This window comes from Alkalicoccus luteus (genome assembly GCF_012034335.1).
GTDB lineage: Bacteria > Bacillota > Bacilli > Bacillales > Salisediminibacteriaceae > Alkalicoccus > Alkalicoccus luteus_A.
Genome location: NZ_JAATHJ010000003.1, coordinates 144,034 through 168,506, shown reverse-complemented (window position 1 = coordinate 168,506; position 24,473 = coordinate 144,034). Strand labels below are relative to the sequence as shown.

The following is a 24,473-nucleotide window of genomic DNA, read 5'->3' as shown; positions in this document are numbered from 1 at the left end:
ATCCTCTCCATAAAGTTAAATTATTTTAAAAGTGAAAACTGCGTCAGCTCTGACGCCTGCGGCTGCTGGCCGCGGGAGAAAGCTGTGAGACCAGTACGTGCGATATCTTTAATCCCGTATGGCCTCAGCAGATCGATCAGTGCTTCGATCTTTTCCGGTTTACCGGTAACCTGCACCGACAGACTGTCTCTGCTGATGTCAATGACATCAGCCCGGAAAGGCTCGATAATACTTTGCACTTCACTTCTGACAGACGCATTGCTCACGATTTTAATCATTGCCAGTTCTCTTGCTACGATCGCTTTTTCAGATAGATCCGTAACTTTTAATACATCAATTTGTTTATGAAGCTGTTTTGTCAGCTGTTCCAGCTTGCGATGATCTTCCACATCCACAACAAATGTCATTTTCGAGATGCCGTCCTGCTCCGTCCGGCCGACAGATATACTCTCGATATTAAACTGCCGTTTGTGCATGAGGCCGGTGACCCGGTTCAGAACGCCGCTTCGGTTTTGAACGACTAGCGTTACGATTCGTTTCATCTCGGTTTCACTCCTACCATGTCATTGATTCCTCTGCCTGGCGGCACCATAGGGAAGACGTTCTCCTGCTGGATCACCCGGGCGTCGATCAGCACCGGCTCATCGCTCTCTAAAAGACCTTTGATGCTCGATTCAAATTCTTCCCGTGTTTCTAATTTGACGCCCCGGATGCTGTAAGCTTCCGCGAGCTTAACAAAATCCGGCTGGCAGGCGACGAGTGATTCGGAATAGCGCTCTTCATAAAATTCCTCCTGCCACTGACGGACCATGCCAAGCGCCTGATTGTTCAGAATCACTATTTTTACCGGCAGGTTTCGCTCCTGCAGTACGCTTAGTTCCTGAAGTGTCATCTGAAATCCGCCGTCGCCGACTAGCGCAATTACTTTCTCATCGGGTTTGGCAAGCTGACAGCCGATCGCAGCCGGAAAGCCAAAACCCATCGTACCGAGTCCGCCTGATGTTACCCAGCGGTCAGGGCGTTTAAATTGAAAATACTGAGCCGCCCACATTTGGTGCTGACCGACATCCGTCGTGACGATCGCATCGCCGTCGGTTGCTTCGTAAATATGTTTAACAGCCCATTGAGCAACCATGCCTTCCGGCGGATTGTTGAACCAGAGCGGATTCTCCTTTATGCTTTCGTGAAGTTCGGCAAGCCAAGACTCGTGTGCATCAGGACCCTCTTTCATTTGACGCTTCCATTCTTTAAGAGCAGCACCAGCGTCAGACACAATCGGAATGTGCGTATGAACATTTTTGCCGATTTCAGCCGGATCGATGTCGATATGAGCGACGACGGCATTTTTTGCAAAATGCTCGAGATTTCCGGTCAGCCTGTCATCGAAGCGGGCACCGACATTAATGAGAAGGTCACATTCCGTGATGGCCATATTAGATGTATATGTGCCGTGCATGCCGGCCATACCAAGAAAAAGTTCATGATCGCCAGGGAATGCACCGAGACCTAGCAGGGTAGAGGTGACCGGAATTTGAAAGGCTTCCGCAATATCCTGCAGTACATCAGATCCTCCACCGTGCAGGACACCGGCTCCGGTCAGGATTAAAGGCTTTTTCGCTTTTTGTACAGCATCGCACAGCTTTTTAATCTGCAGCGGATTCGGATTAATCGTCGGCTGGTAACCCGGCAGATGAAATGGTGCTTCATCTGTGTCAAAACAAGGGTTAGCCGAGATGTCTTTCGGAATATCCACGACGACCGGACCCGGTCTGCCGGTTGAAGCAATGTGAAACGCTTCTTTAATGATTCTTGGGATCTCGTAAGCCGACTGGACTTGATAGTTGTGTTTCGTAATCGGTGTCGTGATGCCCATGATATCTGCTTCCTGAAAGGCGTCAGTTCCGGTTACTGTCGTCGCAACCTGCCCGGTCAGAACGACTAATGGAAGAGAGTCCATCATCGCATCGGCAATTCCGGTTACAAGGTTCGTAGCGCCAGGACCTGATGTTGCGAGTACAACACCCGGCCGGCGAGTGACTCGAGCGTAACCTTCCGCAGCATGAATGGCGCCTTGCTCGTGCCGGGTGAGGATATGCTGAAACTCTGCGTCTGAACGGTACAAGGCATCGTAAATAGGGAGTACTGCACCGCCCGGATAGCCGAAGATCGTGTCGACTTCCTGATTCACCAGTGACTCTATGAGAACGTCGGCACCGGTTTTAACTGCCGGTCGTGCATCTGCTTTCGTTTCGACTTTCATGTTTATAACCTCCCAGTCAGAATAAATAAAAAAAGCTTTTCTCCACACGCGCCGCTTCATAGAGAAGCGGACTGCGGGGAGAAAAGCTTTGCTTTCACGGTACCACCCGGATTCCCGGCACCTTCGCAGATACCGGCTTGCGGAGCAGAAAAGTGCTCCAAATTTGATAACGGGTGCGTGCACCCGGCCCGGCCTATAAGCGTTTTAAGCGTTCAGCGGGGCACTCCAGGATGATGTCGTCTAAAGGAGCTGTTCCGGGTTTCCACCATCCCCGGATCTCTGTGACAGCCGTATCTTCAGCCTTTTTTCCTATCAGCGAGTTATACGTATTTGATTTTCAGGAAACTGCGTCTGCCTGATTTGCGTAACACTTCACGCCGTCAGTGTGTGTGACTCTGCGAAACTCCGAAAGCAGGTGACCTGTAATGTGACCCGGCCGTCCATCGGCGATTTTACGTCCATCGACGTCGATAACTGCAATTACTTCAACAGCTGTACCAGTTAAGAACACTTCGTCAGCTGTGTATACGTCATGTCGTGTAAATGGCGTTTCCGCTACGCTGTAACCGAGCTCATCTGCCAGATCTATAATAGCGTTGCGGGTAATTCCTTCTAAAGCACCCAAATAAACGGGAGGAGTAATAATGCGTCCGTTTTTGACAATAAAAATGTTATCGGCAGAGCCTTCCGTAACGTACCCTTCGTCGTTAAGCATCAAAGCTTCGTCGACTCCTGCCTGGTTCGCTTCCAGTTTCACCAGAATATTATTCAGATAGTTCAATGATTTCACCTGCGGACTCAACACATCGGGACGGTTGCGGCGGGTCGCTACAGAACCCATTCTCAAGCCCCGCTGGTATAGTTCTTCCGGAAAAAGAGCGAGTGCCTCAGCGATAATAATCACATTAGGCCGGCTGCAGCTGGCAGGATCAAGCCCAAGGTTGCCGGGACCGCGTGAGACAACAACACGGATATAAGCAGAGTCGAGCTCATTCTGGCGGATTGTATCGACAATAATGGAGGACATTTCCTCCTTCGTGTATGGAATTGTCATCATGATTGACTGGGCCGAATCATACAGCCGGTCCAGGTGCTCATCAAGTTTAAAGATGTTTCCGCTGTAAGCACGGATCCCTTCGAAAACGCCGTCTCCGTAGAGAAATCCATGGTCAAACACAGAAACGACAGCCTCTTCTTTTTTAACGAGGCGGTCATTCAGATAAATCCACTGACTGCTCATACCGTCCACTCCTTTCTGAATAGATTGAATATTTACGAAAGTTGATGATGAGCCTTATCTTACGCCCCTTATAAGGCGCAGTCAACCGCTGTTTGTTAATAATTCTAACATTTCTAAACAATCCGACTTATCGTAATCGCTTACATGCCTGCTGTGTAGCGATAAAGCAGAAATAAACACTTGTTTTGTAAATATTTTTAAAGCGCTTACAAAAGCGCTGTAAGCGCGGTTACAGCATTTTCCTCCTTCGTTCGGTACGATAGCAGTGAGGTGATTGTATGAAAAAGATATTATCAACATCTTTTCTGTTAAAGGCTGCAGCTGTGCTGGCAGCTGCAGGAGTTCTGATTTATATAAACAGGGAATATATTCAACTTTCACCGGAAGAGATTGAGCGATGGGTAGGGGAAGCGGGTGTATGGGCACCGCTTGTTTTTGTCGTTTTATATACCGTGCGGCCGCTTATTCTGTTTCCGGCTTCTGTCTTGTCACTTGCCGGCGGACTGATGTTCGGAGCCTTGTTCGGGACACTGTTGATTGTCACGGGTGCAACAGCAGGTGCTGTCCTTTCTTTCATCGTGGCAAAAAGATTAGGAAAAAATATTGCGGGAAAAGAATGGAAAGGAAGAGGTAGAGAGCTGCAGCATCAGCTTGAGCGTAACGGATTCGTATACGTATTGATGATACGCCTGATTCCAATTTTTAATTTTGATATGATCAGCTATTTGTGCGGCGTATCAAAAGTGAAGCTTAAAGCATTTTTCTTCGGTACCCTTCTAGGCATTATCCCGGGTGCATTTGCATATGCTTTTCTCGGAGCCAGCGTTATGGAAGGCAGCATTCAGCTGATTGCCGGAGCGGCAGCTGTTTTTATTGCTGTCAGTGCAATACCCTTTTTCTTCCGCAAAAAAATAGCAGCGAAAACAATGAGGGAGGCGGATGATTCATGAAATATGACGTTATTGTAATTGGGGGAGGTTCCGGAGGGCTGACGGTAGCTTCCGGAGCAGCCAGGTTCGGAGCTAAAACAGCACTTATCGAAAAAGAAGCTCAGCTCGGAGGCGACTGTCTGCACTATGGCTGTGTCCCTTCGAAAGCACTAATAGCAGCATCCCGGGAGGTTCACGATGCCCGGCAGGCTGCAAAACGCTTTGGTATATCGGTTACGGGAAAGCCTGACTGGAAAAAAGTGACTGGATCTATTCAGCAGGCTGTTGATACGATTCAGGAACATGACAGCCACGAGCGCTTTGAACGGGAAGGCATTGACGTCTATACAGGAGAAGCTTCTTTTGCAGGTAAAAACAGAATTGATCTCAAGGACGGCCCGTCGCTTGAGGGGGAAAAAATAGTGATTGCGACAGGATCTTCTCCTGCGATTCTTCCTATAGAAGGGATTGAGCAAATACGAGTATTGACCAATGAATCCGTTTTTTACACGAACCAGTTTCCGGAACGGGTTGTCATGGTTGGAGGCGGACCGATCGGGCTGGAAATGGCGCAGGCGCTTTCCAGGCTCGGATCTGAAGTGACTGTACTTGAAAATTCCGACCATCTGCTCATCAAAGAAGATCGTGAAATAGCAGCACGGGCGGTTACTTCGCTTCAAAAGGAGCTGCGCATTCTGACAGGCACCAGAGCTTCGAAGGTTTATCGGGAGGGCAATAAAACATTTGTTGAAACAGAAGGCAGACACAGCGAGAATATTGAAGCTGATGCGCTGTTCGTTGCAGCAGGAAGAAAGCCCAATACGAAAAGTCTGCACGTGCAAAGAGCAGGCCTTTCCCTTACAAAAGGCGGAGCGGTAAAGGTAAATGACAAGCTCCAGACCGAAGTCGCACACATTTATGCGGTGGGGGATGTGAACGGCCGTTTCCCATTTACGCACGGAGCGGGTGAGGAAGGGAAGACGGTGATTGCGAATGCACTGTTTGGCTTAAGAAGAAAGATCAGCTACGACGATATGCCATGGTGTTTTTATACCGATCCGGAAATCTTTCATTTAGGATTAACGGAAGACGAGGCTGCACAAGAAACAGGAGGAGATTATGACGTTTACAGAGGAAGCGGTGCAGACAGAATGATTGCCGAGGGCGATGAGGACTCGTTTGTTAAAGTTATTACAAAACGGGATGGAACAATACTCGGAGCTCATGGTTTAGGGCGAAACGCTTCTGACTGGATGCAGACGATGGTGCTGATGAAAGCAAAAGGCCACCCGCTTAAGGATCTTTCCTCGATCACTCATCCATATCCGGCCAGAACGGAGATCGTCAAACAGACGTCGGATGCATGGTGGACAAAAAAGCTTTTCCAGAGCCCGCTAACAGGCCTGTCAAAGAAAGCATTGAAAGCGAAACGATCATTTAAAACGAAGCATTCTTAATTTGAAACTTGCGGTGTACAAAGGAGCCGCTCTTTTTAGTAAGAGCCGCTCACAGGCTGTTGACAAAGTCAATCAGCTTACATGATTATTCGATTGATTGTATTTCCCCTCTGTTTACCAGCGGTAGCTTGCCTTCAGCTATTTCTCAGGGTGACCCCCTGTATGAAGGGAAGAAAGGCACGTAAGATGGCGCGGCTTCACTCGGACTCAGGCTTCTCGCGAGAAGCCTTTAAGACCCGGTCCGGCTCCGCTCGCGCTTTTCATGCCGTTCAAAATCGAACGGCTATGAGGCTTCACTCTGACTCAGGCTTCTCACGAGAAGCCTTTAAGACCCGGTCCGGCTCCGCTCGTGCGTTTATGCGTTCGCAGATCTGAACGGCACTGAATCTTCAGGCTGCGCGGCTTCCACGGGCACGCCAGACACGAAGGGGAAATGGATTTGTTTAATGGAGAAAAACGTTCCTATCGCTGCGTCTCTTTTGCTTTTTTTGGTGGATACGTTGACGTACTGGCATCCCTATTCGACATCGAAGCGTTGCCTAACGAAAGGTTCCATCCATATGGAACAAGCTCGTGTGAACCATCACAGGGTTTCAACCGGACAGCCAGCTGCCGAATCGGAGGGCCTCGACTCCTGGAGGATCAGAACGAGGCGAAGATCCAGCGCTTCCGACAGCAGGAGGAAGCGGTTAGCTGAGCCCGTTCCCTCCGGAAAGCGAGTGTCCGCAGATACAGGTAGATGCAATCTTATTCACCTTAAATTACTTTATCAACACTCTGGGAGCGGCTCTTTTTAGTAAGAGCCGCTCAACCTGTTTGCTAATGAAAAGAAGTAAGACATACCTGCTGTATGATCGTTCTTAGCACAAGTGCTATGTCAGCGGGTAAATCCGATAAATGAGTGCATGCGGCCGGTCAGCCCCTTATCCCGTCTGTGGGAGAAGAAGAGCTCTTCTGAACAGGACGTACAGCAGGAAGAAACGTGGATGTTCTCGGGTGGGATCCCTTCCTGAATCAGCAGAAGCCGGTTGGCCTCTTTTAACTGAAGCTGATACGTACCATCTTCGTTTTTTGAATACGGTTCAAAATCAGCAAGCACTTTTTGCAGCTCATCGATTACTTTCTGATCGACCTGATAGCAGCAGGAGCCGATAGACGGACCGATTGCTGCGTATATTTCACCGGCGGGAACACCTTCGAACTCTGACCAGAGACGTACCATCTTTCCGCCTATATTACGGACGGTTCCTTTCCAGCCTGCGTGCGCAGTTCCTGCAAGTTTTTTCCCCTCATGAATAAAATAAAGCGGAACACAGTCTGCGAACCCGAGCGAGAGCATCACCCCAGGTTCATCTGTATAAAATCCGTCAGTTCGCTTGATCGTATCGTCATAATCAAGCGAACCGCTTCCGGCTAATGCCCGGGGTACCTTCACAATTTGGTCTTCGTGGGTTTGATCGGCAAACACCCACTGTTTGAGATCAGTATTTGTTTCAGAGGCAGTACTGTAGCGGTTAGCGATAATCCGTTCGGGATCATCGTCTGTATGAAGTCCAAGGTTATTGGATTCATAATGACCTGTGCTTACGCCGCCAAGACGTGTAGTAAAGCCGGCAGAGAGATCTGGCAGATGCTTCATCCAGCGGTCGATTAAAAGCTGATTTCCGTGTTGCACAAATGGTTCTGTCATTCGCTGCGGTCTCCTTTTGCATCGGTTTTGGAATCATGCTCTTCCTTCGTTTCATACATATCATATACAGGGAGATTTTCTGCCTGTTTTTCTTTTTTACGATTTGCCTTCTTAAAACGGTATACGCTGTAAGAAGCAGCAATAAATACGAGCGTCATCACGAGATAGGCATATCCCATACCCGGGTCATCGGGGCTGGGCACTGTAAAAATATCCATGCTGTTCATCCTTTCTAAAGTAGCCTGCACAGTAAAGTATAGCAGATATAGCTTACGTCTTCTCACTTCCGGTGCCGGGTTTAAGAGGAGGAGGAGACAGCAGGCAAGCGACAGCCCCAACAGCAGGGAAAAGCAGCATAATCAGCAGTATTTCCGTATAGCCGCCAAACAGATCGAAGGCAATACCGAAAGGGAGCGGACCGAATGCCGAGCCTGCAACTGTAACCGTGGTGGCAATACTCTTAATACTGCCTAGATGTGTTTTACCGAAATATTCTGGATAGACCATGGAAATACAAATTCGCTCCAGGCCGCCGACAAATCCCCAGATAAGACCAAATACAACTGCCATGTAAAAAGATCCCGTCATAAGCAGCACAGCAATAAAAATAAATTGGCCAATGAACACAAGAGCGAACACATAGCGTATTCTGACGCGTTCTAATATAAAGCCTGCAGCGAGCGTTACAGGGAACCCGACCGCAGCCATCAGACTCAGTATGAAGGCTGCGGTCCCAATTCCCAGATCTGCTTCTCCGGCGATAGATACGAGATGAAACGTGAGTTCGGTATTGATCATGGAGGGGATTCCGGTACAGAGCAGAAGCAGCCAGAATTGTCTCGTGCGGGCAGCTTCTTTCAATGTCCAGGAAACTTCCTTATCATGGCCTCCGCTGCGAATTCCGTCAGGATCAGCGCCATCAGGTTTTAAACCTAGCTGAGCCGGCCTATCCTTCATCAGAAAGAAGGCAGCTGGTACGAAAATAATCAGAATGGAAACGCCCAGCACCTGCCAGGCTGTCTGCCAGCCGAATGATGTAATGAGCCACGCATTCAGCGGAGGGAACACAACAGAGCCTGCAAAACCGCCAATCATCATCAGACTGAAGGCTCTGCCTCGTTTGGCTGCAAACCACTGGGGTATAAGAGTATTGGGAACAAGCGTCATCGAACCTTGGCCGAGCAGCCGAATCAAAAAGAATCCGATAAACAGCATCCAAGGGGATACAACAAAGCTGTTCCAGATGCAGGCGGCTGCCAGCAGAATACTGACCGTTAAAGAAACAGCGCGCTGGCCGTAGCGGTCGATCGATGTGCCGGCTATAAAGAGCAGAAATCCTGCGGCCAGCGTTGCTCCTGAATAAATCCCTGATACGAGAGATCGCTCCCAGGCAAAATCTGCTATGTAGGAATCGATGAAGACCGAGTTGGAGCAAGTTTGACCGGGGCCGGAAAAAACAGACTCAGCGCCCCGACGAGAACGATATACCAGCCGTAAAAGAAGGTAGGCTTGGACTGCATGTAAAAAACTCCCCGCACATATTTCGATACACTGAATAGTTTAGCAGATGATAATGATTCTGTTGGAAATTTTATATAAACAGCGGTACGATGAAGGAAGAATGAGGAGGTGATCCGACCATGGAGCCGCTCGCAAGCCACCCGTACTACAAAGTGGAACGGGAAGTAACCTCTATTGATCAGCAGAATGTTGAGTATGAGCGGGTTATGCATTTGTATGAAGATAAGCTTGTTACACACCGCAGGGAATTTCCTGCTGAAATTATTTTTGATATGTCGTTCCGAGAACTTGGGAAATCAGAGGCGCTGCTATACGTTCATACAAGCAGAGGCGTATTTTCCTACCAAGTAAAGCAGGATCCGACCAACTTTATTGAAGCATTCAAACAGCTGGAAAAACGAATTTTAGATAGGGAAGCGAAGAAATATGATCATTTAAAATAGGGAGATGGTGGCATGCGTTTTCGAAAACTTGGCAAAACTGGTCTGGAGGTAAGCGAGATTGGTTTCGGTACGTGGGCAGCAGGAGGCTCATGGGGAAAAACTGATGACACAGAGGCGTTAAGGGGCCTGGAAGTAGCCGCAGACGAGGGCGTCAATTTCTTTGATACGGCTGACGTGTATGGCGATGGTCATGCAGAAGAGCTTCTGAAAAGGGCCTTCTCAGACCGGTCTGATATTTATATCGCAAGCAAGTTTTGCCGTGCCGGCGACATTCACGATCCCAAGACTTATAAAGAAGAAAGCGTTCGCAGCTGGCTGGAGGGCACTCTCCGCCGGCTCGGAAGAGATACACTCGATCTGTATCAGATTCACTGTCCGCCGCCTGAAATTATTCAGGACGGCAGTGTTTTCGCTGTGCTTGATAAGCTGAAACGGGAAGGTCTGATCAGAAGCTACGGCGTCAGCGTGGAAACCGTAGAGGAAGGATTAGAAAGTATGAAGTATGAAGGTGTCGACGTGCTTCAGGTTATTTTTAACATCTTCAGACAAAAGCCTGTTCAGAATTTGTTTCCACAGGCACTGGACAAACAGGTGGGTATTTTAGCAAGAGTACCTCTTGCCAGCGGCCTGCTGACGGGGAAATTCAGCCAGGGACATCAGTTTGAGTCTGGTGACCATCGCTCCTTTAATGCAGATGGACAAGCTTTCAATGTCGGAGAAACATTTGCCGGCATACCGTTTGAAACCGGGGTAGAGCTGAGCAGACGCCTGGAATGGATCGCGGAAGGGCGGCATAGTATGAGCAGAGCAGCACTGCGATGGGTGCTGGAGCATGATGCCGTCTCGTCAGTAATTCCAGGATTCAAAAATGAACAGCAGGCGATGGAAAACATTATGGCCGCTGGCGTAAAAGGATTTTCCGATGAAGAAATGCAGAAATTGCATGATTTTTATGAACAGGAAGTACATGATCTTATCCGCGGCGTATATTAATACAGAAAAAAACACATTTTAAACCAGAAAGGGAAGGCGCAAACATATGCGCCTTCCCTTTCCTCATAGAAGCTCTGATCATATTTATTACAATGCCGTTTTTTCGTCAGCGGTTTTGATGTCGAAAAAATGAGCTCATAAACAGGCAGAATTGAAAGGGCGCCGGCTTCCGGGAAAACTGGCTATTCCTCGAGCTGCTGCTCTATGAAGTCAGCAAGCTCTTTCACCATTTCGTCAGAGAAATCAAAGCGGATACCGGCGGCTTCGTAAACTTCGGGCAGTGACCGGGAGCTTCCGAGCTTGAGTGCTTCGTTAAATGCCTCAAGAGTTTTACCGGGGTCCTGCTGATAGTTCCGGTACACTTGAAGAGCACCGAGCTGCGCAATAACATACTCGATAAAGTAGAAAGGCACTTCATAAATATGAAGAATTCTCATCCAGGATATTTCCTGCTCATGTTCAAGACCGGACCAGTCAGCAGCTGAAGAATCATAGGCTGTTTGAATGCGCCTGAACATATGAAGGCGCTCCTGCTCGCTATGCTGCGGGTTCTCATACAACCAATGTTGAAATTGATCGACTACAGAGCCGACCGGGAGAAAGTTAAGAATATCACGAAAATGGTCGTGCTTCGCCCGGAGCATGTCTTTGTCCTCGCCGTAAAACTCAGACCAATGATTCATCGTAAGCAGTTCCATCGACATGCTGGCAAGCTCGGCTGATTCCATCGGCGCAGAACGGTATTCATGCACGCTAAAGCTGGACGAACGGTCGTTGTGAAGACAGTGGCCCATCTCATGAAGAATGGTGATCATGTCGTCATGAACTTCCGCAGCGTTCATAAAGATAAACGAGTCACGGCTCACTGGAAGGTAGCAGCAAAATCCCCCGGGAGCTTTTCCTTGGCGGGCTTCCAGATCAAGGCGGTTGTTACGATACATAGATTCAAGCAGACTACCGTATGAAGGGTGAACACGGTTTAAAACTGCTTTAGATTTGTCAGTTAATTCTGCAGCATTTGAGAAAGGCTTCAGTTGCTCCAAGTGAGCGGGAGTACCTCTTAGATCCCAGGGCCGATATGAAAAAAGCTGCAGCTCTTCCATATGCCGGTGTGCGTACTTGTCTTTAAGAGGTACAATATGGCGCTTAATGGATTCTGCCAGCTGCTTACAGTCTTCCGGAGAGTAGTCAAAGCGCTCATAATTCCGAAACATGTAATCTCTGTAATTTGAAAGTCCGGCGTTGTCAGCCTTTTTTTGACGCAGCTTAATCAAACTGCTCATAATCGACTGCAGCTCTTCTTCTTGTTCTTTAAAACAGCCACTGACGAGGCGAAAAGCTTTCTCGCGAATCGCTCTGCTGCTTGATTCAAGCTTCGGGGAAAGCTCACTGAGGGAGAGCGTTTCACCTTCCCATTCTACGTTCATGGAGCCGGTAATTTCAAAGTATCGGGTAGCCAGCGCATCTTCTTCAATTTCAAGCTGAGTGTTCGCCTCAGAGTACAGCTCATCCTGATTCCGCAGGCGCTTGACGAGCAGCTCGAGTTCTTTACTAGGGTTTTGCGCGGCAGGGGACTGGAGAAATTTCTTGTCAGCTTTCGACTGAAACGCTTTTCGAAGCGGTTCAATATGCTGCTGGTCAAATTCTACTTGAGCCTTTTTATCTTCGTCATCACTGAAACACTGAAATTCAATGTAATGTCCTGTGATGATTTCTTCAATCTCATCTAAAAGAGCAGATCTACGCTCAAGCCAATCCTTCCACTCTTCTTCGGTATCAGGTGACTCCTCCAAAACAGCATCAAAGGATTGTTTTAAATTGTCGGTATCGCGAATATCAAATCGGTTTATGTAAAAATCGGTCATTTATATCCCTCCTGTTTACCATTAAGTATATAGGAGGTAATAGAGAATGTCGAAATGTTCAACAGATGATCAACAACAGAAAAGAGCTCCGGCTATCTGCCGGAGCTCAAAGTGATTTAAATTAAGGAGTATCGACAACTGTTACATTAATTGTCTGACGACCGAAGTTAAGTGCTTCGCCTCGGCTCTGCATGTACAGGTCAACTTTGTTGCCCTGGATTGCACCGCCAGTGTCGCCAGCGATTGCTGTTCCGTAGCCTTCTACTTCTACAGTAGAACCGAGTGGAATAACGCTAGGGTCAACAGCGATTACTTTCTGATCAGGATTTGCATTCAGGTCAATTCCTGTAGCTGTAACGCCTGTGCATCCAGTGCAGTTTGCTGTATACGCAGTAGCTTCTACTGTCAGCGTTTCACCTTCAGCGTCACCGGATGAAGAGCTTGTAGAAGCTGCTTCCGTTTGAGCTGCTTCCTCTTCAGCTGCTGCTTCTTCGGCTGCCGCTTCTTCAGCTGCCGCTTCTTCAGCTGCTGCTTCTTCAGCTGCTGCTTCTTCAGCTGCCGCTTCTTCAGCTGCCGCTTCTTCAGCTGCTGCTTCTTCAGCTGCTGCTTCTTCAGCTGCTGCTTCTTCAGCTGCCGCTTCTTCAGCTGCCGCTTCTTCAGCTGCCGCTTCTTCGGCTGCCGCTTCTTCGGCTGCCGCTTCTTCAGCTGCCGCTTCTTCAGCTGCCGCTTCTTCGGCTGCCGCTTCTTCGGCTGCCGCTTCTTCAGCTGCTGCTTCTTCAGCTGCTGCTTCTTCAGCTGCTGCTTCTTCAGCTGCCGCTTCTTCAGCTGCCGCTTCTTCAGCTGCTGCTTCTTCAGCTGCTGCTTCTTCAGCTGCCGCTTCTTCAGCTGCCGCTTCTTCAGCTGCTGCTTCTTCAGCTGCCGCTTCTTCAGCTGCCTCTTCTTCAGCCGCTTCTGCTACTGCTGACTCATCTGCTGCATTTTCCTGAGCCTGCGGAGCTGCGTTTACAGCTTCGTGAAGAATCCCTACTGTTTTAGCAGTAGCAACTCCGGACTGTTCCAGTCCGTATGCACCTTGAAGCTCTTGAACAGCTTCTTCAGTAATTGGACCGAAGATGCCGTCAATATCAAAGTTGTATAGTCCAAGATCGTTAAGATCTTTCTGAAGTTCTTCTACAAGATGACCAGTATCCCCATGAGAAAGTTCGGATAGGGCTGTAGCTGTCTGAACTCCTGCCAGACCATCTACCATCAGGTCGTATTCCTTTTGAAAGTCAGTGACAGCAGCTGCAGTGTCTGCAGTGTAAACGTCATTGCCTTCCTCAAGAAGTCCGCGTTCTGAAAGCAGTTCATTCAGCTCTTCAACGTGAACGCTCGTTTTACCTTCATAGAGAAGCTCTTCACCAAACTCGCTTCCTTCATCTGCGCTTACGGCGTTACCGCCTGCAAAAAGAATAGCACCTGCTGCGACTGCCGATAAACCAAGACGCTTGATGGATGTTAACGATTCATTCATTTTCTTCATATGTGAAGAAACCTCCTTCGTTGTTCTAGCTTTCATTCAACGAGGCTAATCGTATCAGCCAGGGAACAAGGAGGCAATAGCATTTCATGTTTCTTAATATATTGAAACGGGATTGTTATAGTCTGAAATATGGATGTTATAATTTATAGATTATCCCATAAAGCGGCGGAGGTGAAAAAGATAGTCAATAAAGAGAGGGAAAGGAGGGAGGTAGCAGATATGAAAAGCTGCTTCTTAAAGGTATAGCCGGAAAAAGCACGGCAAAAACATTATATTTCGAGTCAGCCCCTGTTCAATATCATTCTGTTATCATTATAGAGTGAAATATATCATATTGAAACCTCTTTAAAGGAAGAAGGGATAAAAGTATGAGACCGGTATGGGCCGGACTGCTTTACGTTATTTGTCTGGCAGCAATCGCAGCCGGGCCTGCTGCCCGTTTTTATGGAGCAGGTTCCGAATTTTATCTCGTTAGTCTGCTTGGCGCAATTGGCGTATGGAAGTTTGAGAGAAGGCGCCGCAGAGGTATTGAGCGCAATCGTTCGGACTGATATGATGAGATAGGTGTATCAAGAAGAAAAGGATGTGTCGTCATGATTCAACGGAAGTCCCAAAGAGAAATCGAGCTGATGAAGGAAGCCGGAATTTTAGTTGCGAGCCTTCACCGTAAAATAGCCACAATGATTGAGCCAGGTATCTCAACGCTTGAAATTGATGAGTTTGTCGAAACGACCTTGCGGGCACATGGAGCAAAACCAGCTCAGAAAGGTTATCAAGGGTATGAATTTGCTACGTGTGCTTCGATCAATGATGAAATCTGCCATGGTTTCCCGCGTCGTACAAAGCTGAAGCAGGGTGATATTGTTACAGTGGACTTCGTCGTTGATTTAAATGGAGGGCTTGCTGATTCAGCTTGGACCTATGAAGTTGGCGAAGTGAGTGATGAAGCCAGTCAGCTGAACCGTGTTACGAAAGAAGCACTTTATAAAGGGATTGAACAGGCTAAGCACGGAAACAGAATCGGTGATATCGGCGCTGCGATTCAAAACTATATCGAACCTTTCGAATATGGTATCGTCCGTGATTTTGCAGGTCACGGAATCGGGCCCACTATTCACGAAGAGCCGAACATTCCCCATTATGGACAAGCTGGAAAGGGAGTAAGACTGAAAGAGGGAATGGTCATTACGATAGAGCCGATGATTAACATTGGCAAGTGGCAGTCGAAAATGGACAACAATGGATGGACGGCCAGAACTAGAGACGGCTCTTTATCTTCACAATTCGAACATACCCTTGTCATTCAAAAAGGAGCTCCGATCATTACGACGGATCAGGACAGAGATGACTTGCTTGTTTTTTAGAAATTCTTGAATCCAGACAGGAAAAAAAGAAGCGCTGAAGAATAATAACTTCTAGCGCTTCTTTTTATATTCGCCTACCATCCGGCATAATAGATACCGCCTGCAAAAGCAGCAGCAGTTAATAAGGCGGCGAAAAATTTCGGCGATCTTCGTTTTGTTTTTTTAGGTGCAAGCGGGGAGATCGGAATATGTCCTGACATGAAAAGCCTCCGTCTGATCAAACTGTCTTATCAGTATAGCAGTGATCATAATGAACACATAGAGTTTAATGATTATTAATTAAAGATTTGCTTCAAGGACGTTGGTGACTGATGATAACTACTTTTAATGAGTGTCCGGAGGCAACGCCTGAGACATGCATCCGAGGATTCTGTGATTGGATTCTGCAGTCAAACATTCCCTCCGGGGAGAAGGCATTTAACTCGCGTCCGCCAAGTGCGGATAAAACACATTATTACGTGAACCTGATAAAAGGAGTGAGTGAATTGACATTTCAAGAGGAACTAATAAAAATAGGACAGGATATCGAGGCAAACAGCGGCATGATCGCAACCGATATTCAGCGAGAATTCAAACGGAATTATGACGGTCACTTCACAAAAATATCTGAGGCAAACGTTGAAGAGGAAATCGCCATACTTATTCAGATTTTCGCAGACGGTTTGCAGTTGGAAGATGGAGATCAGGCTTTAGAGCGCATTCACAGCTGGGGTGAACGCTTTGGCAAACGGGCTGCAGAGATTGAGCTTTCTGCAGAAAAAGCAATGCTAGTCGTACCGGTGATGCGAAAAGAGCTTTACCGGTTTATTCGCAGCCGTTTTAAAGAAGAAAGACACCAGTTTGCGGACTACTATACAATGGCCGATCGATTAAATCCGTTAATCGACGGCGCTATTTATTCATTTACGCGAGCATATACGACCACTAATGAAGCCGTTTTTGAAAAAGCTCAGAAGGAAATAATGGAGCTGTCGGTACCCGTCGTTCCTTTAACTGCAGAGACAGCTATACTTCCTGTAATCGGTTCAATTGATACGAAACGTGCGGAAGAACTAATGAATCAGTCACTTGAACGAAGCAGAGAGCTTCAGCTTTCTACTATGATAATTGATCTTTCCGGGGTACATATGATTGATACGTATGTCGCCCAAAACTTGTATCAGCTTCATGAGGCACTGCGGATCACAGGTGTAACCGTTGTGTTTTCCGGCATGAGACCTGAGCTTGCTCAGACAATTGTAAGCCTTGGAATCCGTTTTGATGATTTAACTATTGTAAGCAGCCTGCAGCAGGCACTTCATCAAGCTGGCTTGAAGCTGCAGGAATAATTACGAGGGGGGACGCATATGGAATTTTATGAATATCAGTCACCCGCCGCATTATTACGTGACACAAGCGTATTTTTAGAGCGGCAGGAGGTGCTTCATAATTTACCTCTTGGACTGCTACGACAACTGAAGTGGGAGGAAGAACAGGGTAAGAATCCCAGCGCTTTTTTAGCTGCAGGTTTTTCCGATGAGCGGGCAGAAGTGATTCTACTGCAGACGCCTCCAAGAAAGATGATTGTCTGCGGCACGACAGCCGGTCTGCAGGAAGCTGTGGAGTGGCTTCATCACCGCAGTTTAGTTCTTCCTGGAATTGTAGGTTGTATGGAGGCAGCGGATACATTTGCTGAGGCATGGGAATCCATTGCAGGTGCAAAGGCTGTTCTGACAAAGCAGCAGATTATTTATAACATTACCGGCCATGCTTCTATGCCGGACATTCCTGGAAAATTGACTTACGCAAGTGAGGATGATGCTGCAATCGTCATGGACTGGACGGAGACGTTTGCACTCGGTTCGCTCAGGCAAGAAGATCTGAACAGTCTGGAGGAGACGGTGATGAGGGAAATCCGCCGCAATCAAGTATATTTCTGGCGGGATCCGGACTACACTCCTGTTTCCATGGCAAAGAAAGCAAGAGATCTGACTAACGGGGTTGTCGTAAACTATGTGTATACGCCGGAAGAATATGCGAGACGGGGGTATGCAGCGGCGTGTGTAGCAGCACTGACGGAGCGGCTCATGCGGGAAGGCTATGAATTTTGCAGCGTCAATACAGACGCAGATCATCAGGCTTCCCGAGCGCTCTATCAAAAGCTGGGTTACACAGAAGCAGGTATTTCACGGGAATATGAGTTTGAGCAGCGATAAAGCACGGGGACAGGGGAGATTGCGATGAAACGTCAGAAAGCCCGCATGCGCGAGCAGCTCCAGTATGGATGGCGACAGTTCGTTCTAAAGGAAGGAATTGTACGTTTTTTCGTATTGATTTCTCTTCTGTATGTACCGGTCAGTTTTTTTCTTATTTACCGGGGAGACGTGCAGTCCTTCTTTTCAGGCGAGGCAATGCTTCGCCATGCGTCCTCCATTATCATCTTTTTTGCAGCAGGAATTTACTGGGGTCTAATCTGGTACTGGATATTAAAGCAGGAACAACATCAGACACGTGAGGAGAAAACGGTTCCTAAAAAGCGAAAGCGGCGATAAGCAATAAAGCTTTTGACAATGAAAAGGACGCTTCTCGCGGTTAAAGCCGAAGTCGCAAAAACAAATGAACCGGTGATCCGTAACTGGAACGCCGGTTCATTTTGTATGATTGTTTTTTACTGGTCCTGCTCTCGGTTTTCCAGCGCATCAAGGCGCTTTTGTAACGCTTCCAGCTGCAGCCGGAGCGCTTCATGATCTTCTTTTGTAACAAGATCAAAGTCGTGGAGCATCTCTTGTACTTTTTGCTTAGAGCGGGAATTCCACTCTTCTTCGGTCGATTCTCCCTTTTGCAGAAGCTTTTGATAAAGCTCATCTGCTTCTACAGGTGTAACTTTGCCTTTAGCAAGCAGTTCATCGATATAACGATCGACCTTTTCTTTACTTGAAACTGCAGCACCAAGTCCTAATAAAAATCCTGTTTTTAATAAGTTGCTCATGTTTACCCCTCCACTTAGTCATTATTTTCTCGAAAAGAAGCCGTCCATCTGTAATGACGGAACAAAGTCCACAGACCGCCGGCGGCTCCGGTGCCGGCTGCTGCTCCGGAAACATAGAGAAGCAGGAATTGTTCCAGCCATAAGGCTGTGTAGACTGCTGGAAGACTGACAATCATCAGCAGGCCGAAACCGGAATAAAGCCATAGATAACGCTGGTGGTTGAACGATCTGAGCTGCCTTCGTTCTGCAGACCGGCGTGCGTAATTAGGCGCCTCCAGATATTCATTAACATTCCGGGGGATCGAAAGCATCGGCTTCAGTGAATCCTTAAGAACCTGGGCCTGAATACTTCCCTTTCGCTCATCTGCTTCATCAAGCCATTCCATTACGACCGGCTTTCCAAGTTCAATGAAATCGATATCCGGATCGACAATGGTAATGACACCCAGTCCGATTGAAGCAGCGCGACCGAGAAAAGCAAACTCAGCCGGCAGCTGAATCGGCTGCTCTCTGACTATCTTCTGCAAATCCTCAAAAATCTCCTCTACAATTTCCTGATCAAGTTCAGAAATATCGGAAGATAAATACATGTTCACGTAGTTACGAAGCACCGATTCCAGCTTCGATTTATTCGCGTGTGGCAGGAGAAACCCAAGCTGCTGCAGTTCATCAATAACAAGCTGATAATCATCAAGTACAAACCCTTGAATCATTCTCCGGATGCTGGCTGAATCCTGCTTATTAATATAGCCAACCATCCCGAAATCGAGAATAACGATTGTGCCATCCTTTTGTACAAGTACGTTTCCCTGATGCGGGTCAGCGTGAAACCTGCCTTGATCAAGAAGCTGATCGACGAAAAACTGAAATAGTTTTGCGGCTGTCTCTCTGCGGTCGATGCCGTTTTCTTTCAGAAAGGCAAGATCAGTTATTTTGCTCCCTTCCATCCACTCCATTACGAGTACTCGGCGCGTGCTGTATTCTTCATACACCTGAGGAATGTAGTAAGCATCGCTCCCTGAAAAGCGCCGCTGAAAATTTTGGGCATTGCGCATCTCTTTTTCGTAATCCAGTTCATCCCCGATTACCTGCACAACCTCTTTATAAAGCGCAGATGTATCGATTTCCTTTCCGAATTTCGTGAATTTTTTCGTGATCCACAGTACGAGCTTCAGCGCCTTAAAATCGGTTTTTATAATGCGGTCGATATTGGCACGCTGCACTTTGACCGCTACTTCACGCCCGTCCTTCAATCTGCCTTTAAAAACTTCTCCGATAGAGGCGGACGCAATGGAAGACTCGCCTATTTCCTGCATGTAATCGCTAATCGGGCGTTTCCATTCTTTTTCGATGATACCTTTTGAAATCTCAGGGTCCACAGGAGGAACCTGATCTATCAGATCAACAAGCTCTTTCAGGAAAACATCGGGCATAATATCGGCACGCGTGCTCAGAAACTGCCCGACCTTAATCATTAATCCTTCCAGATGTAAGGCTTTTATTCGATATTCTTTTGCTTGTTTCTGAACGAGCTTTTCCCATTTATCCTGAGTGGATGTATCCCAGGATGGGTTACGTTTATTAAACCAGTAAAGCTGCAGAATAAATTTAATGAACATGAGTACAATAATAAAAATACGGTATAAAGCGTTATTTTTCACTGCAGCCCTCCTGACTGATATGTATAAAATGAATGAATGATAAATGTGCTACCTCTACTATACCCGTCAACAGATCATTTTATGTAGGGGAAATGTCAATAAACATTTGACTAAATATAAACAAAAGTTTATTGTGGGAGTATAGAAGTGAAGGGAAATGTGAAAGGAGAGAGCTATGGATAAGAAACAGCAGATACTGGAAGCAGTAAAACAAGATCCCTTTATCAGTCAGAAGGAACTGGCAGAAAAAACAGGTCTTTCCCGATCAGCTGCGGCTGGTTATATATCAACGCTGATTAAAGAAGGAGTGCTTGCAGGAAAAGCATACGTTGTAAACGAACCTGCAGGCGTATTCTGTTTAGGAGGAGCGAATTTAGACAGAAAGTTAACAGCTAAATCATTTCAAATGTACGACTCGAATCCCGTTATAAGCAGAGAGAGCCCGGGAGGTGTTGCACGAAATATCTGTGTGAATCTTAATCAGTTAGGCCAGCGGGCTTCGCTTGTTACAGTCACTGGTTTTGATGCTGCTGCAGAGAAAGTAACTGCTGCTCTTCCAGGAAATGGCCATGTCATCAAACAGCTGCGGGGAGCAAGCACCGGCACCTATACAGTTGTACTTAATGAAAAGCACGACATGCTGTTTGCACTTGCAGATATGGCGATATACGATGCTTTCACTCCGGAAGTTCTTGAAGAAGAAAAAGGCAGATTAAAGCACGCTTCTGTGCTTGCAGCAGATACTAATTTACCGGAACAGACCCTCTGTCGCCTTGCTCAATGGAAGCTGTCAGATCAGAAACTCGTCCTGATTCCGGTATCTGCAGCAAAAATGGACCGGGTGCCGCAGAATCTGGCCGGCTACGATCTGATTGTATTAAATAAGCTGGAAGCAGAGGCGCTCACTAAGGGTTCGGCAGAATCGCTGCTGGATCTTGGAGTAGCGGAAGCCGTCGTGACAGACGGGCTCCGTCCCGTTCAGCATTTAACTGCCGACGGCATAGAAGAATTTCCGGTTCCGGCATCTGAGCGTCTCGTCGATGTTACCGGAGCCGGAGACGCATTCGCTTCGGTTCTGATTAAGGCGCTCGCAGAAAAGAAGGCAGTCAGAGATGTGCTGCCGACAGCGCTTCACACTGCAAAAAAAGTGGTTGAATCAGAAGCAAGCAGTATCCAATTAAGCTGACACCGACGGATAATCAGAGAACGGTCACGATACTTTTAAGAAAGAAGGGATGAAGCATGAAAAACTGGTTGACACTATCACAAGAGGTAAAGGAAGCACTGGATACAGGAAAGCCGGTAGTAGCACTGGAATCAACGATTATTACGCACGGAATGCCTTATCCGGAAAATATCAATACCGCCCTGAGCGTAGAGCGAATCATACGGAATCAGGGAGCAGTACCAGCGACGATTGCTATCATGCACGGAGAGATTCGGGTTGGTTTAACCGAAGAAGAGTTGAATGAGCTTGCCGGGGCGAAGGAAGTAGAAAAGGTGAGCAGACGCGACCTCCCAGTCGTACTTGCCAATCGGGCATATGGATCGACGACAGTTGCTGCTACTATGATCTGTGCAGAAATGGCCGGCATAGATGTGTTCGTCACCGGGGGGATCGGAGGAGTCCACCGTATGGGAGAGACTTCGATGGATATCTCGGCAGATCTCGAAGAGCTGGCTCTGACCAATGTCGCTGTTGTCTGTGCCGGAGCAAAATCAATCTTAGACATCAGGTTGACAATGGAATACCTGGAAACGAAAGGTGTGCCCGTTTTGGGTTATCAAACATCCCGCTTTCCGGCATTTTATTATCAGGACAGCGGATTTGACGTATCAGCCACTGTATCCACGCCGGAAGAAGCCGCTAAAATTCTGAAGCAGAAAAAAGAGATGGGGCTATCCGGCGGTACAGTTATCGGCAATCCTGTACCAACGGACGCAGCTCTGGATAAAAGCTGGGTGGAAGAACGCATAACAGAAGCACTTGCTGAGGCAGAAAAAGATGGTATTAAAGGCAAGGATACCACTCCATACCTGCTCGATAAACTCAAAGATGTAAGCGAAGGACGAACACTAACGGCTAATATAGCACTGGTTGAACATAACGCGAGAAATGGTGCCAAAATAGCAGCAGCCCTCTCTGCTATTTCTTAGGAAGAAGCAGGGTGGACCAATTTTGAAATTAGCTGCAGTGCGTAACGCTTTAAAAACAGGTGCAGACGATCGCCGCTGATCGTCTGCACCTGTTTATTTTCTGACAGAGCTCGTGAACATCAGCTGAAAACCAGCAGTGCCGCCAGGACCGGAAAACATGTTTAAATGACGGTGAATAACTGAGAGGACCCCACCAAATGGAGGGTTCCTCTTCAGAGTGTGGATAAAGTCATTTTAAGTGAATAACGTTGCATCTGCCTGTATCTGCGGACACTCGCTTTCCGGAGGGAACGGGCTCAGCTAACCACTTCCTCCTGCTGTCGGAAGCGCTGGATCTTCGCCTCGTTCTGATCCTCCAGGAGTCGAGGTCCTCCGATGTCGGCAGCTGGCAGTGCGTTTCACGTGCCTGGTTAGGACTTCACGATCAGCTTTCATACAGATAGAACCTTCCCAATAAAACGTTTCGATGTTAAATAGGGATGTCAGTCCTTCATCGAATTCATGATAAACGTAAAAAAACAGTCGAGTCTGCCTAGTGTGAAGTTGTTTTCCAAGAAGCAGAGCCGTTTCCCCGATGTGTCCGGCGTGCCCGTGGAAGCCGCGCAGCCTGAAGATTCAGTGCCGTTCAGATCTGCGAACGGCATCAACGCACGAGCGGAGCCGGACCGGGTCTTAAAGGCTTCTCGCGAGAAGCATGTGTCCGAGTGAAGCCGCGCCATCTTACGTGCCTTTCTTCCCTTCATACAGGGGGTCACCCTGAGAAATAGCTGAAGGCCAGCCCACGGCAGGCTCGGTAAACAGAGGGGAAATACAACCAAACGAATAAACATGTAAGTTATAATACTTTTTCAACAATCTGGAGAGGACCCCACCAAATGGAGGGGTCCTCTTGTTTAACGTGCTGATAATTATCGTTTTTTTGACAGAAAGCAGATTAGTTGAATTGCCCTTTAGCAATTGTTCGTCCGTAAAGCAGTGTCAGCGTGAACGGAACAACAATAGCAATGACCATTCCGATGCTGAATTCGAGCCATGAGCCAGCCTGAATGGAGAAGATTCCGGGTACACCGCCAACTCCGACTGATTCAGCAAGCACTCGGTTAATCGAAATGTACGTAGCGGCAATGGAAGCACCTGCAATCGCACAGATAAATGGAAACTTAAAGCGGATGTTAACACCGAACATGGCAGGCTCTGTGACACCGAGCCAAGCAGAAAGTCCGGACGTTCCGGCAAGCCCTTTGACATTCTCGTTGCGGGTGACAAAGAACATCGCGAATGCTGCAGCTCCCTGAGCAATGTTGGAAAGCGCCAGGATCGGCCACAGGAATGTTCCATCACCTGTACCAACAAGCTGAAGGTCAACAGCTAAGAAGGCGTGGTGCATTCCTGTTACAACCATCGGTGCATAAAGAAGACCATAAACGAAGCCGCCGACAGCTGGGGCGAAATCAAACAACCATACAAATCCATCTGTAATTGCGTTACCAGCTGCAAACGTAATAGGACCGATCGCAATAAAAGTAACAAGTCCAGTTACAAGCAACGCTACCGGGGCGACAACAAGCAGCTGGATGGCATCAGGTGTTTTACTGCGCAGCCACAGCTCGAGCTTAGCAAGAATAAAGGATGCAGCAAGCACTGGCAGCACTTGTCCCTGATAACCAGTAGCTTCCACATTTAATCCGAATACGTTCCAGACAGGAACCTCTCCTGCGGTTTGTGCATCAGCATATTCCCATGCGCTCAACAGGTTCGGATGCACGAGAATCAGACCAAGTACGATACCGAGCAGATCGCTGCCTCCAAACCGTCTTACAGCTGACCAGCCGATTAAGGCAGGAAGGAACTGGAAGGCAGCATGCGCAATGATAAAGATCATTTCAGCGAGATCGGCCCACTGCGGATATACATCAACAACAGACTGACCATCGAAGAAAATATCTTCACCGGTCAGAATATTATTTAAACCGAGCAGAAGACCGGCTGTGACAATAGCTGGAAGAATCGGGATGAAAATATCGGCGAGTGTTTTAATTGCACGCTGGAACGGGTTCATTTTTTGAGCAGATGCATCTTTCACATCTGATTTGGATGCTTCCCCGATATCGGTCATAGCCATCATATCCCGATAAACCTGATCCACCGTTCCTTGGCCGATAATAACCTGGAATTGGCCATTCGTGGAGAAGGAACCTTTGACAATATCAATTGCCTCCAGTTTTTCCTCGTCCACCAAGTCTTCATCTTTTAAAGCAAAACGCAGTCTCGTTACACAGTGCGTAGCTTTTTCGACGTTTTCTTCCCCGCCGATTGCTTCGAGTATGTCACGAACCTGCTGCTCATATTTAGCCATAAGTTGACCCTCCTAAACCGTTTTCATAAAGCAGCGACTTGTATATA

General features: G+C 47.6%; 24 protein-coding genes. 11 read left to right on the top strand and 13 right to left on the bottom strand.

Annotated elements, in window-relative coordinates; genetic code table 11:
- Window positions 1-20: 20 nt before the first annotated feature.
- From ilvN to ilvE, 3 genes are all read right to left on the bottom strand, one after another.
- Window positions 21-542: an acetolactate synthase small subunit gene (ilvN, locus tag HCN83_RS03510; protein WP_168004935.1), complete on the bottom strand. Its 522-nt coding sequence runs from the start codon at window positions 540-542 to the stop codon at window positions 21-23.
- The gene (gene ilvB / locus HCN83_RS03505) at window positions 539-2,260 is read right to left on the bottom strand and encodes a biosynthetic-type acetolactate synthase large subunit (RefSeq protein ID WP_168004934.1); all 1,722 of its coding nucleotides are present in this window, start codon (window positions 2,258-2,260) and stop codon (window positions 539-541) included. Before ilvB ends, ilvN begins: the two co-directional genes overlap by 4 nt.
- Before the next feature lie 337 nt (window positions 2,261-2,597).
- Window positions 2,598-3,500 carry a branched-chain-amino-acid transaminase gene (gene ilvE, locus HCN83_RS03500; protein ID WP_168004933.1) on the bottom strand — a complete coding sequence of 301 codons (903 nt, stop codon included), beginning with the start codon at window positions 3,498-3,500 and terminating at the stop codon, window positions 2,598-2,600.
- Between the two features lie 278 nt (window positions 3,501-3,778).
- On the opposite strand from ilvE, the gene HCN83_RS03495 reads away from it, so the two are divergent.
- Window positions 3,779-4,450 (top strand): TVP38/TMEM64 family protein, encoded by a 672-nt coding sequence (locus HCN83_RS03495; RefSeq protein WP_168004932.1) that lies wholly within the window; start codon window positions 3,779-3,781, stop codon window positions 4,448-4,450.
- The gene (locus tag HCN83_RS03490) at window positions 4,447-5,886 is read left to right on the top strand and encodes a dihydrolipoyl dehydrogenase family protein (RefSeq protein ID WP_168004931.1); all 1,440 of its coding nucleotides are present in this window, start codon (window positions 4,447-4,449) and stop codon (window positions 5,884-5,886) included. The genes HCN83_RS03495 and HCN83_RS03490 overlap by 4 nt, the downstream gene beginning before the upstream one ends.
- Window positions 5,887-6,763: 877 nt before the next feature.
- Here HCN83_RS03490 and pgeF read toward each other — a convergent pair.
- Genes pgeF through HCN83_RS03475 form a run of 3 tightly spaced genes read right to left on the bottom strand, consistent with a single transcriptional unit; the run spans window position 6,764 to window position 8,980 of the window.
- Window positions 6,764-7,576, bottom strand: coding sequence for a peptidoglycan editing factor PgeF (gene pgeF / locus HCN83_RS03485; RefSeq protein ID WP_168004930.1), 813 nt, complete (start codon window positions 7,574-7,576; stop codon window positions 6,764-6,766).
- The gene (locus tag HCN83_RS03480; protein WP_168004929.1) at window positions 7,573-7,794 is read right to left on the bottom strand and encodes a hypothetical protein; all 222 of its coding nucleotides are present in this window, start codon (window positions 7,792-7,794) and stop codon (window positions 7,573-7,575) included. Before HCN83_RS03480 ends, pgeF begins: the two co-directional genes overlap by 4 nt.
- A gap of 52 nt (window positions 7,795-7,846) precedes the next feature.
- Window positions 7,847-8,980, bottom strand: a complete 1,134-nt coding sequence (locus HCN83_RS03475; RefSeq protein ID WP_343033646.1) for an MFS transporter — start codon at window positions 8,978-8,980, stop codon at window positions 7,847-7,849.
- A 236-nt stretch (window positions 8,981-9,216) separates the two neighbouring features.
- Here HCN83_RS03475 and HCN83_RS03470 point away from each other — a divergent pair, with 236 nt between their 5' ends.
- Window positions 9,217-9,540, top strand: a complete 324-nt coding sequence (locus HCN83_RS03470) for a hypothetical protein (protein WP_168004928.1) — start codon at window positions 9,217-9,219, stop codon at window positions 9,538-9,540.
- 12 nt (window positions 9,541-9,552) lie between these two features.
- The gene (locus tag HCN83_RS03465; protein WP_168004927.1) at window positions 9,553-10,533 is read left to right on the top strand and encodes an aldo/keto reductase; all 981 of its coding nucleotides are present in this window, start codon (window positions 9,553-9,555) and stop codon (window positions 10,531-10,533) included.
- A gap of 182 nt (window positions 10,534-10,715) precedes the next feature.
- On the opposite strand, the gene HCN83_RS03460 is transcribed toward HCN83_RS03465, so the two are convergent.
- Both HCN83_RS03460 and HCN83_RS03455 read right to left on the bottom strand, forming a co-directional pair.
- A complete protein-coding gene (locus tag HCN83_RS03460) occupies window positions 10,716-12,398 on the bottom strand; it encodes a M3 family oligoendopeptidase (protein ID WP_168004926.1) in 1,683 nt (560 codons plus the stop codon).
- 121 nt (window positions 12,399-12,519) lie between these two features.
- The gene (locus HCN83_RS03455; protein WP_168004925.1) at window positions 12,520-13,920 is read right to left on the bottom strand and encodes a peptidoglycan-binding protein; all 1,401 of its coding nucleotides are present in this window, start codon (window positions 13,918-13,920) and stop codon (window positions 12,520-12,522) included.
- 368 nt (window positions 13,921-14,288) lie between these two features.
- Between HCN83_RS03455 and HCN83_RS03450 the strand changes: the two genes are divergently transcribed.
- Together HCN83_RS03450 and map are read left to right on the top strand one after the other, a co-directional pair.
- Window positions 14,289-14,471 (top strand): hypothetical protein, encoded by a 183-nt coding sequence (locus HCN83_RS03450; RefSeq protein ID WP_168004924.1) that lies wholly within the window; start codon window positions 14,289-14,291, stop codon window positions 14,469-14,471.
- A 42-nt stretch (window positions 14,472-14,513) separates the two neighbouring features.
- Window positions 14,514-15,284 (top strand): type I methionyl aminopeptidase, encoded by a 771-nt coding sequence (gene map, locus HCN83_RS03445; protein WP_168004923.1) that lies wholly within the window; start codon window positions 14,514-14,516, stop codon window positions 15,282-15,284.
- A gap of 74 nt (window positions 15,285-15,358) precedes the next feature.
- Here the strand turns inward: map and HCN83_RS18575 are convergent, their stop codons facing one another.
- Window positions 15,359-15,484 (bottom strand): hypothetical protein, encoded by a 126-nt coding sequence (locus HCN83_RS18575; protein WP_281351674.1) that lies wholly within the window; start codon window positions 15,482-15,484, stop codon window positions 15,359-15,361.
- A 285-nt stretch (window positions 15,485-15,769) separates the two neighbouring features.
- Here HCN83_RS18575 and HCN83_RS03440 point away from each other — a divergent pair, with 285 nt between their 5' ends.
- The 3 genes from HCN83_RS03440 to HCN83_RS03430 are packed head-to-tail and all read left to right on the top strand — an operon-like array spanning window position 15,770 to window position 17,815.
- The gene (locus HCN83_RS03440) at window positions 15,770-16,612 is read left to right on the top strand and encodes an STAS domain-containing protein (protein WP_168004922.1); all 843 of its coding nucleotides are present in this window, start codon (window positions 15,770-15,772) and stop codon (window positions 16,610-16,612) included.
- An 18-nt stretch (window positions 16,613-16,630) separates the two neighbouring features.
- Window positions 16,631-17,479, top strand: a complete 849-nt coding sequence (locus tag HCN83_RS03435; protein WP_168004921.1) for a GNAT family N-acetyltransferase — start codon at window positions 16,631-16,633, stop codon at window positions 17,477-17,479.
- A 24-nt stretch (window positions 17,480-17,503) separates the two neighbouring features.
- A complete protein-coding gene (locus tag HCN83_RS03430; RefSeq protein ID WP_168004920.1) occupies window positions 17,504-17,815 on the top strand; it encodes a hypothetical protein in 312 nt (103 codons plus the stop codon).
- A gap of 116 nt (window positions 17,816-17,931) precedes the next feature.
- Here HCN83_RS03430 and HCN83_RS03425 read toward each other — a convergent pair whose 3' ends face one another.
- Both HCN83_RS03425 and HCN83_RS03420 read right to left on the bottom strand, forming a co-directional pair.
- The gene (locus tag HCN83_RS03425) at window positions 17,932-18,252 is read right to left on the bottom strand and encodes a phasin family protein (protein WP_168004919.1); all 321 of its coding nucleotides are present in this window, start codon (window positions 18,250-18,252) and stop codon (window positions 17,932-17,934) included.
- A 14-nt stretch (window positions 18,253-18,266) separates the two neighbouring features.
- Window positions 18,267-19,913: an AarF/UbiB family protein gene (locus HCN83_RS03420; protein ID WP_168004918.1), complete on the bottom strand. Its 1,647-nt coding sequence runs from the start codon at window positions 19,911-19,913 to the stop codon at window positions 18,267-18,269.
- Between the two features lie 175 nt (window positions 19,914-20,088).
- Between HCN83_RS03420 and HCN83_RS03415 the strand changes: the two genes are divergently transcribed.
- Together HCN83_RS03415 and HCN83_RS03410 are read left to right on the top strand one after the other, a co-directional pair.
- A complete protein-coding gene (locus HCN83_RS03415) occupies window positions 20,089-21,099 on the top strand; it encodes a PfkB family carbohydrate kinase (protein ID WP_168004917.1) in 1,011 nt (336 codons plus the stop codon).
- Window positions 21,100-21,155: 56 nt separating this feature from the next.
- Window positions 21,156-22,070, top strand: coding sequence for a pseudouridine-5'-phosphate glycosidase (locus HCN83_RS03410; RefSeq protein WP_168004916.1), 915 nt, complete (start codon window positions 21,156-21,158; stop codon window positions 22,068-22,070).
- A 482-nt stretch (window positions 22,071-22,552) separates the two neighbouring features.
- Here HCN83_RS03410 and HCN83_RS03405 read toward each other — a convergent pair whose 3' ends face one another.
- Together HCN83_RS03405 and treP are read right to left on the bottom strand one after the other, a co-directional pair.
- Window positions 22,553-22,714 carry a hypothetical protein gene (locus tag HCN83_RS03405; protein WP_168004915.1) on the bottom strand — a complete coding sequence of 54 codons (162 nt, stop codon included), beginning with the start codon at window positions 22,712-22,714 and terminating at the stop codon, window positions 22,553-22,555.
- 290 nt (window positions 22,715-23,004) lie between these two features.
- Complete coding sequence (treP, locus tag HCN83_RS03400) at window positions 23,005-24,426, bottom strand: PTS system trehalose-specific EIIBC component (RefSeq protein WP_168004914.1); 1,422 nt, start codon at window positions 24,424-24,426, stop codon at window positions 23,005-23,007.
- Window positions 24,427-24,473: the final 47 nt, after the last annotated feature.

Excerpts from the sequence above, each read along its gene's own strand:
- ilvN (WP_168004935.1), bottom strand. The coding sequence starts at position 542 with ATGAAACGAATCGTAACGCTAGTCGTTCAAAACCGAAGCGGCGTTCTG.
- ilvB (WP_168004934.1), bottom strand. The coding sequence starts at position 2,260 with ATGAAAGTCGAAACGAAAGCAGATGCACGACCGGCAGTTAAAACCGGT.
- ilvE (WP_168004933.1), bottom strand. The coding sequence starts at position 3,500 with ATGAGCAGTCAGTGGATTTATCTGAATGACCGCCTCGTTAAAAAAGAA.
- HCN83_RS03495 (WP_168004932.1), top strand. The coding sequence starts at position 3,779 with ATGAAAAAGATATTATCAACATCTTTTCTGTTAAAGGCTGCAGCTGTG.
- HCN83_RS03490 (WP_168004931.1), top strand. The coding sequence starts at position 4,447 with ATGAAATATGACGTTATTGTAATTGGGGGAGGTTCCGGAGGGCTGACG.
- pgeF (WP_168004930.1), bottom strand. The coding sequence starts at position 7,576 with ATGACAGAACCATTTGTGCAACACGGAAATCAGCTTTTAATCGACCGC.
- HCN83_RS03480 (WP_168004929.1), bottom strand. The coding sequence starts at position 7,794 with ATGGATATTTTTACAGTGCCCAGCCCCGATGACCCGGGTATGGGATAT.
- HCN83_RS03470 (WP_168004928.1), top strand. The coding sequence starts at position 9,217 with ATGGAGCCGCTCGCAAGCCACCCGTACTACAAAGTGGAACGGGAAGTA.
- HCN83_RS03465 (WP_168004927.1), top strand. The coding sequence starts at position 9,553 with ATGCGTTTTCGAAAACTTGGCAAAACTGGTCTGGAGGTAAGCGAGATT.
- HCN83_RS03460 (WP_168004926.1), bottom strand. The coding sequence starts at position 12,398 with ATGACCGATTTTTACATAAACCGATTTGATATTCGCGATACCGACAAT.
- HCN83_RS03455 (WP_168004925.1), bottom strand. The coding sequence starts at position 13,920 with ATGAAGAAAATGAATGAATCGTTAACATCCATCAAGCGTCTTGGTTTA.
- HCN83_RS03450 (WP_168004924.1), top strand. The coding sequence starts at position 14,289 with ATGAGACCGGTATGGGCCGGACTGCTTTACGTTATTTGTCTGGCAGCA.
- map (WP_168004923.1), top strand. The coding sequence starts at position 14,514 with ATGATTCAACGGAAGTCCCAAAGAGAAATCGAGCTGATGAAGGAAGCC.
- HCN83_RS18575 (WP_281351674.1), bottom strand. The coding sequence starts at position 15,484 with ATGTCAGGACATATTCCGATCTCCCCGCTTGCACCTAAAAAAACAAAA.
- HCN83_RS03435 (WP_168004921.1), top strand. The coding sequence starts at position 16,631 with ATGGAATTTTATGAATATCAGTCACCCGCCGCATTATTACGTGACACA.
- HCN83_RS03430 (WP_168004920.1), top strand. The coding sequence starts at position 17,504 with ATGAAACGTCAGAAAGCCCGCATGCGCGAGCAGCTCCAGTATGGATGG.
- HCN83_RS03425 (WP_168004919.1), bottom strand. The coding sequence starts at position 18,252 with ATGAGCAACTTATTAAAAACAGGATTTTTATTAGGACTTGGTGCTGCA.
- HCN83_RS03415 (WP_168004917.1), top strand. The coding sequence starts at position 20,089 with ATGGATAAGAAACAGCAGATACTGGAAGCAGTAAAACAAGATCCCTTT.
- HCN83_RS03410 (WP_168004916.1), top strand. The coding sequence starts at position 21,156 with ATGAAAAACTGGTTGACACTATCACAAGAGGTAAAGGAAGCACTGGAT.
- HCN83_RS03405 (WP_168004915.1), bottom strand. The coding sequence starts at position 22,714 with ATGCCGTTCGCAGATCTGAACGGCACTGAATCTTCAGGCTGCGCGGCT.
- treP (WP_168004914.1), bottom strand. The coding sequence starts at position 24,426 with ATGGCTAAATATGAGCAGCAGGTTCGTGACATACTCGAAGCAATCGGC.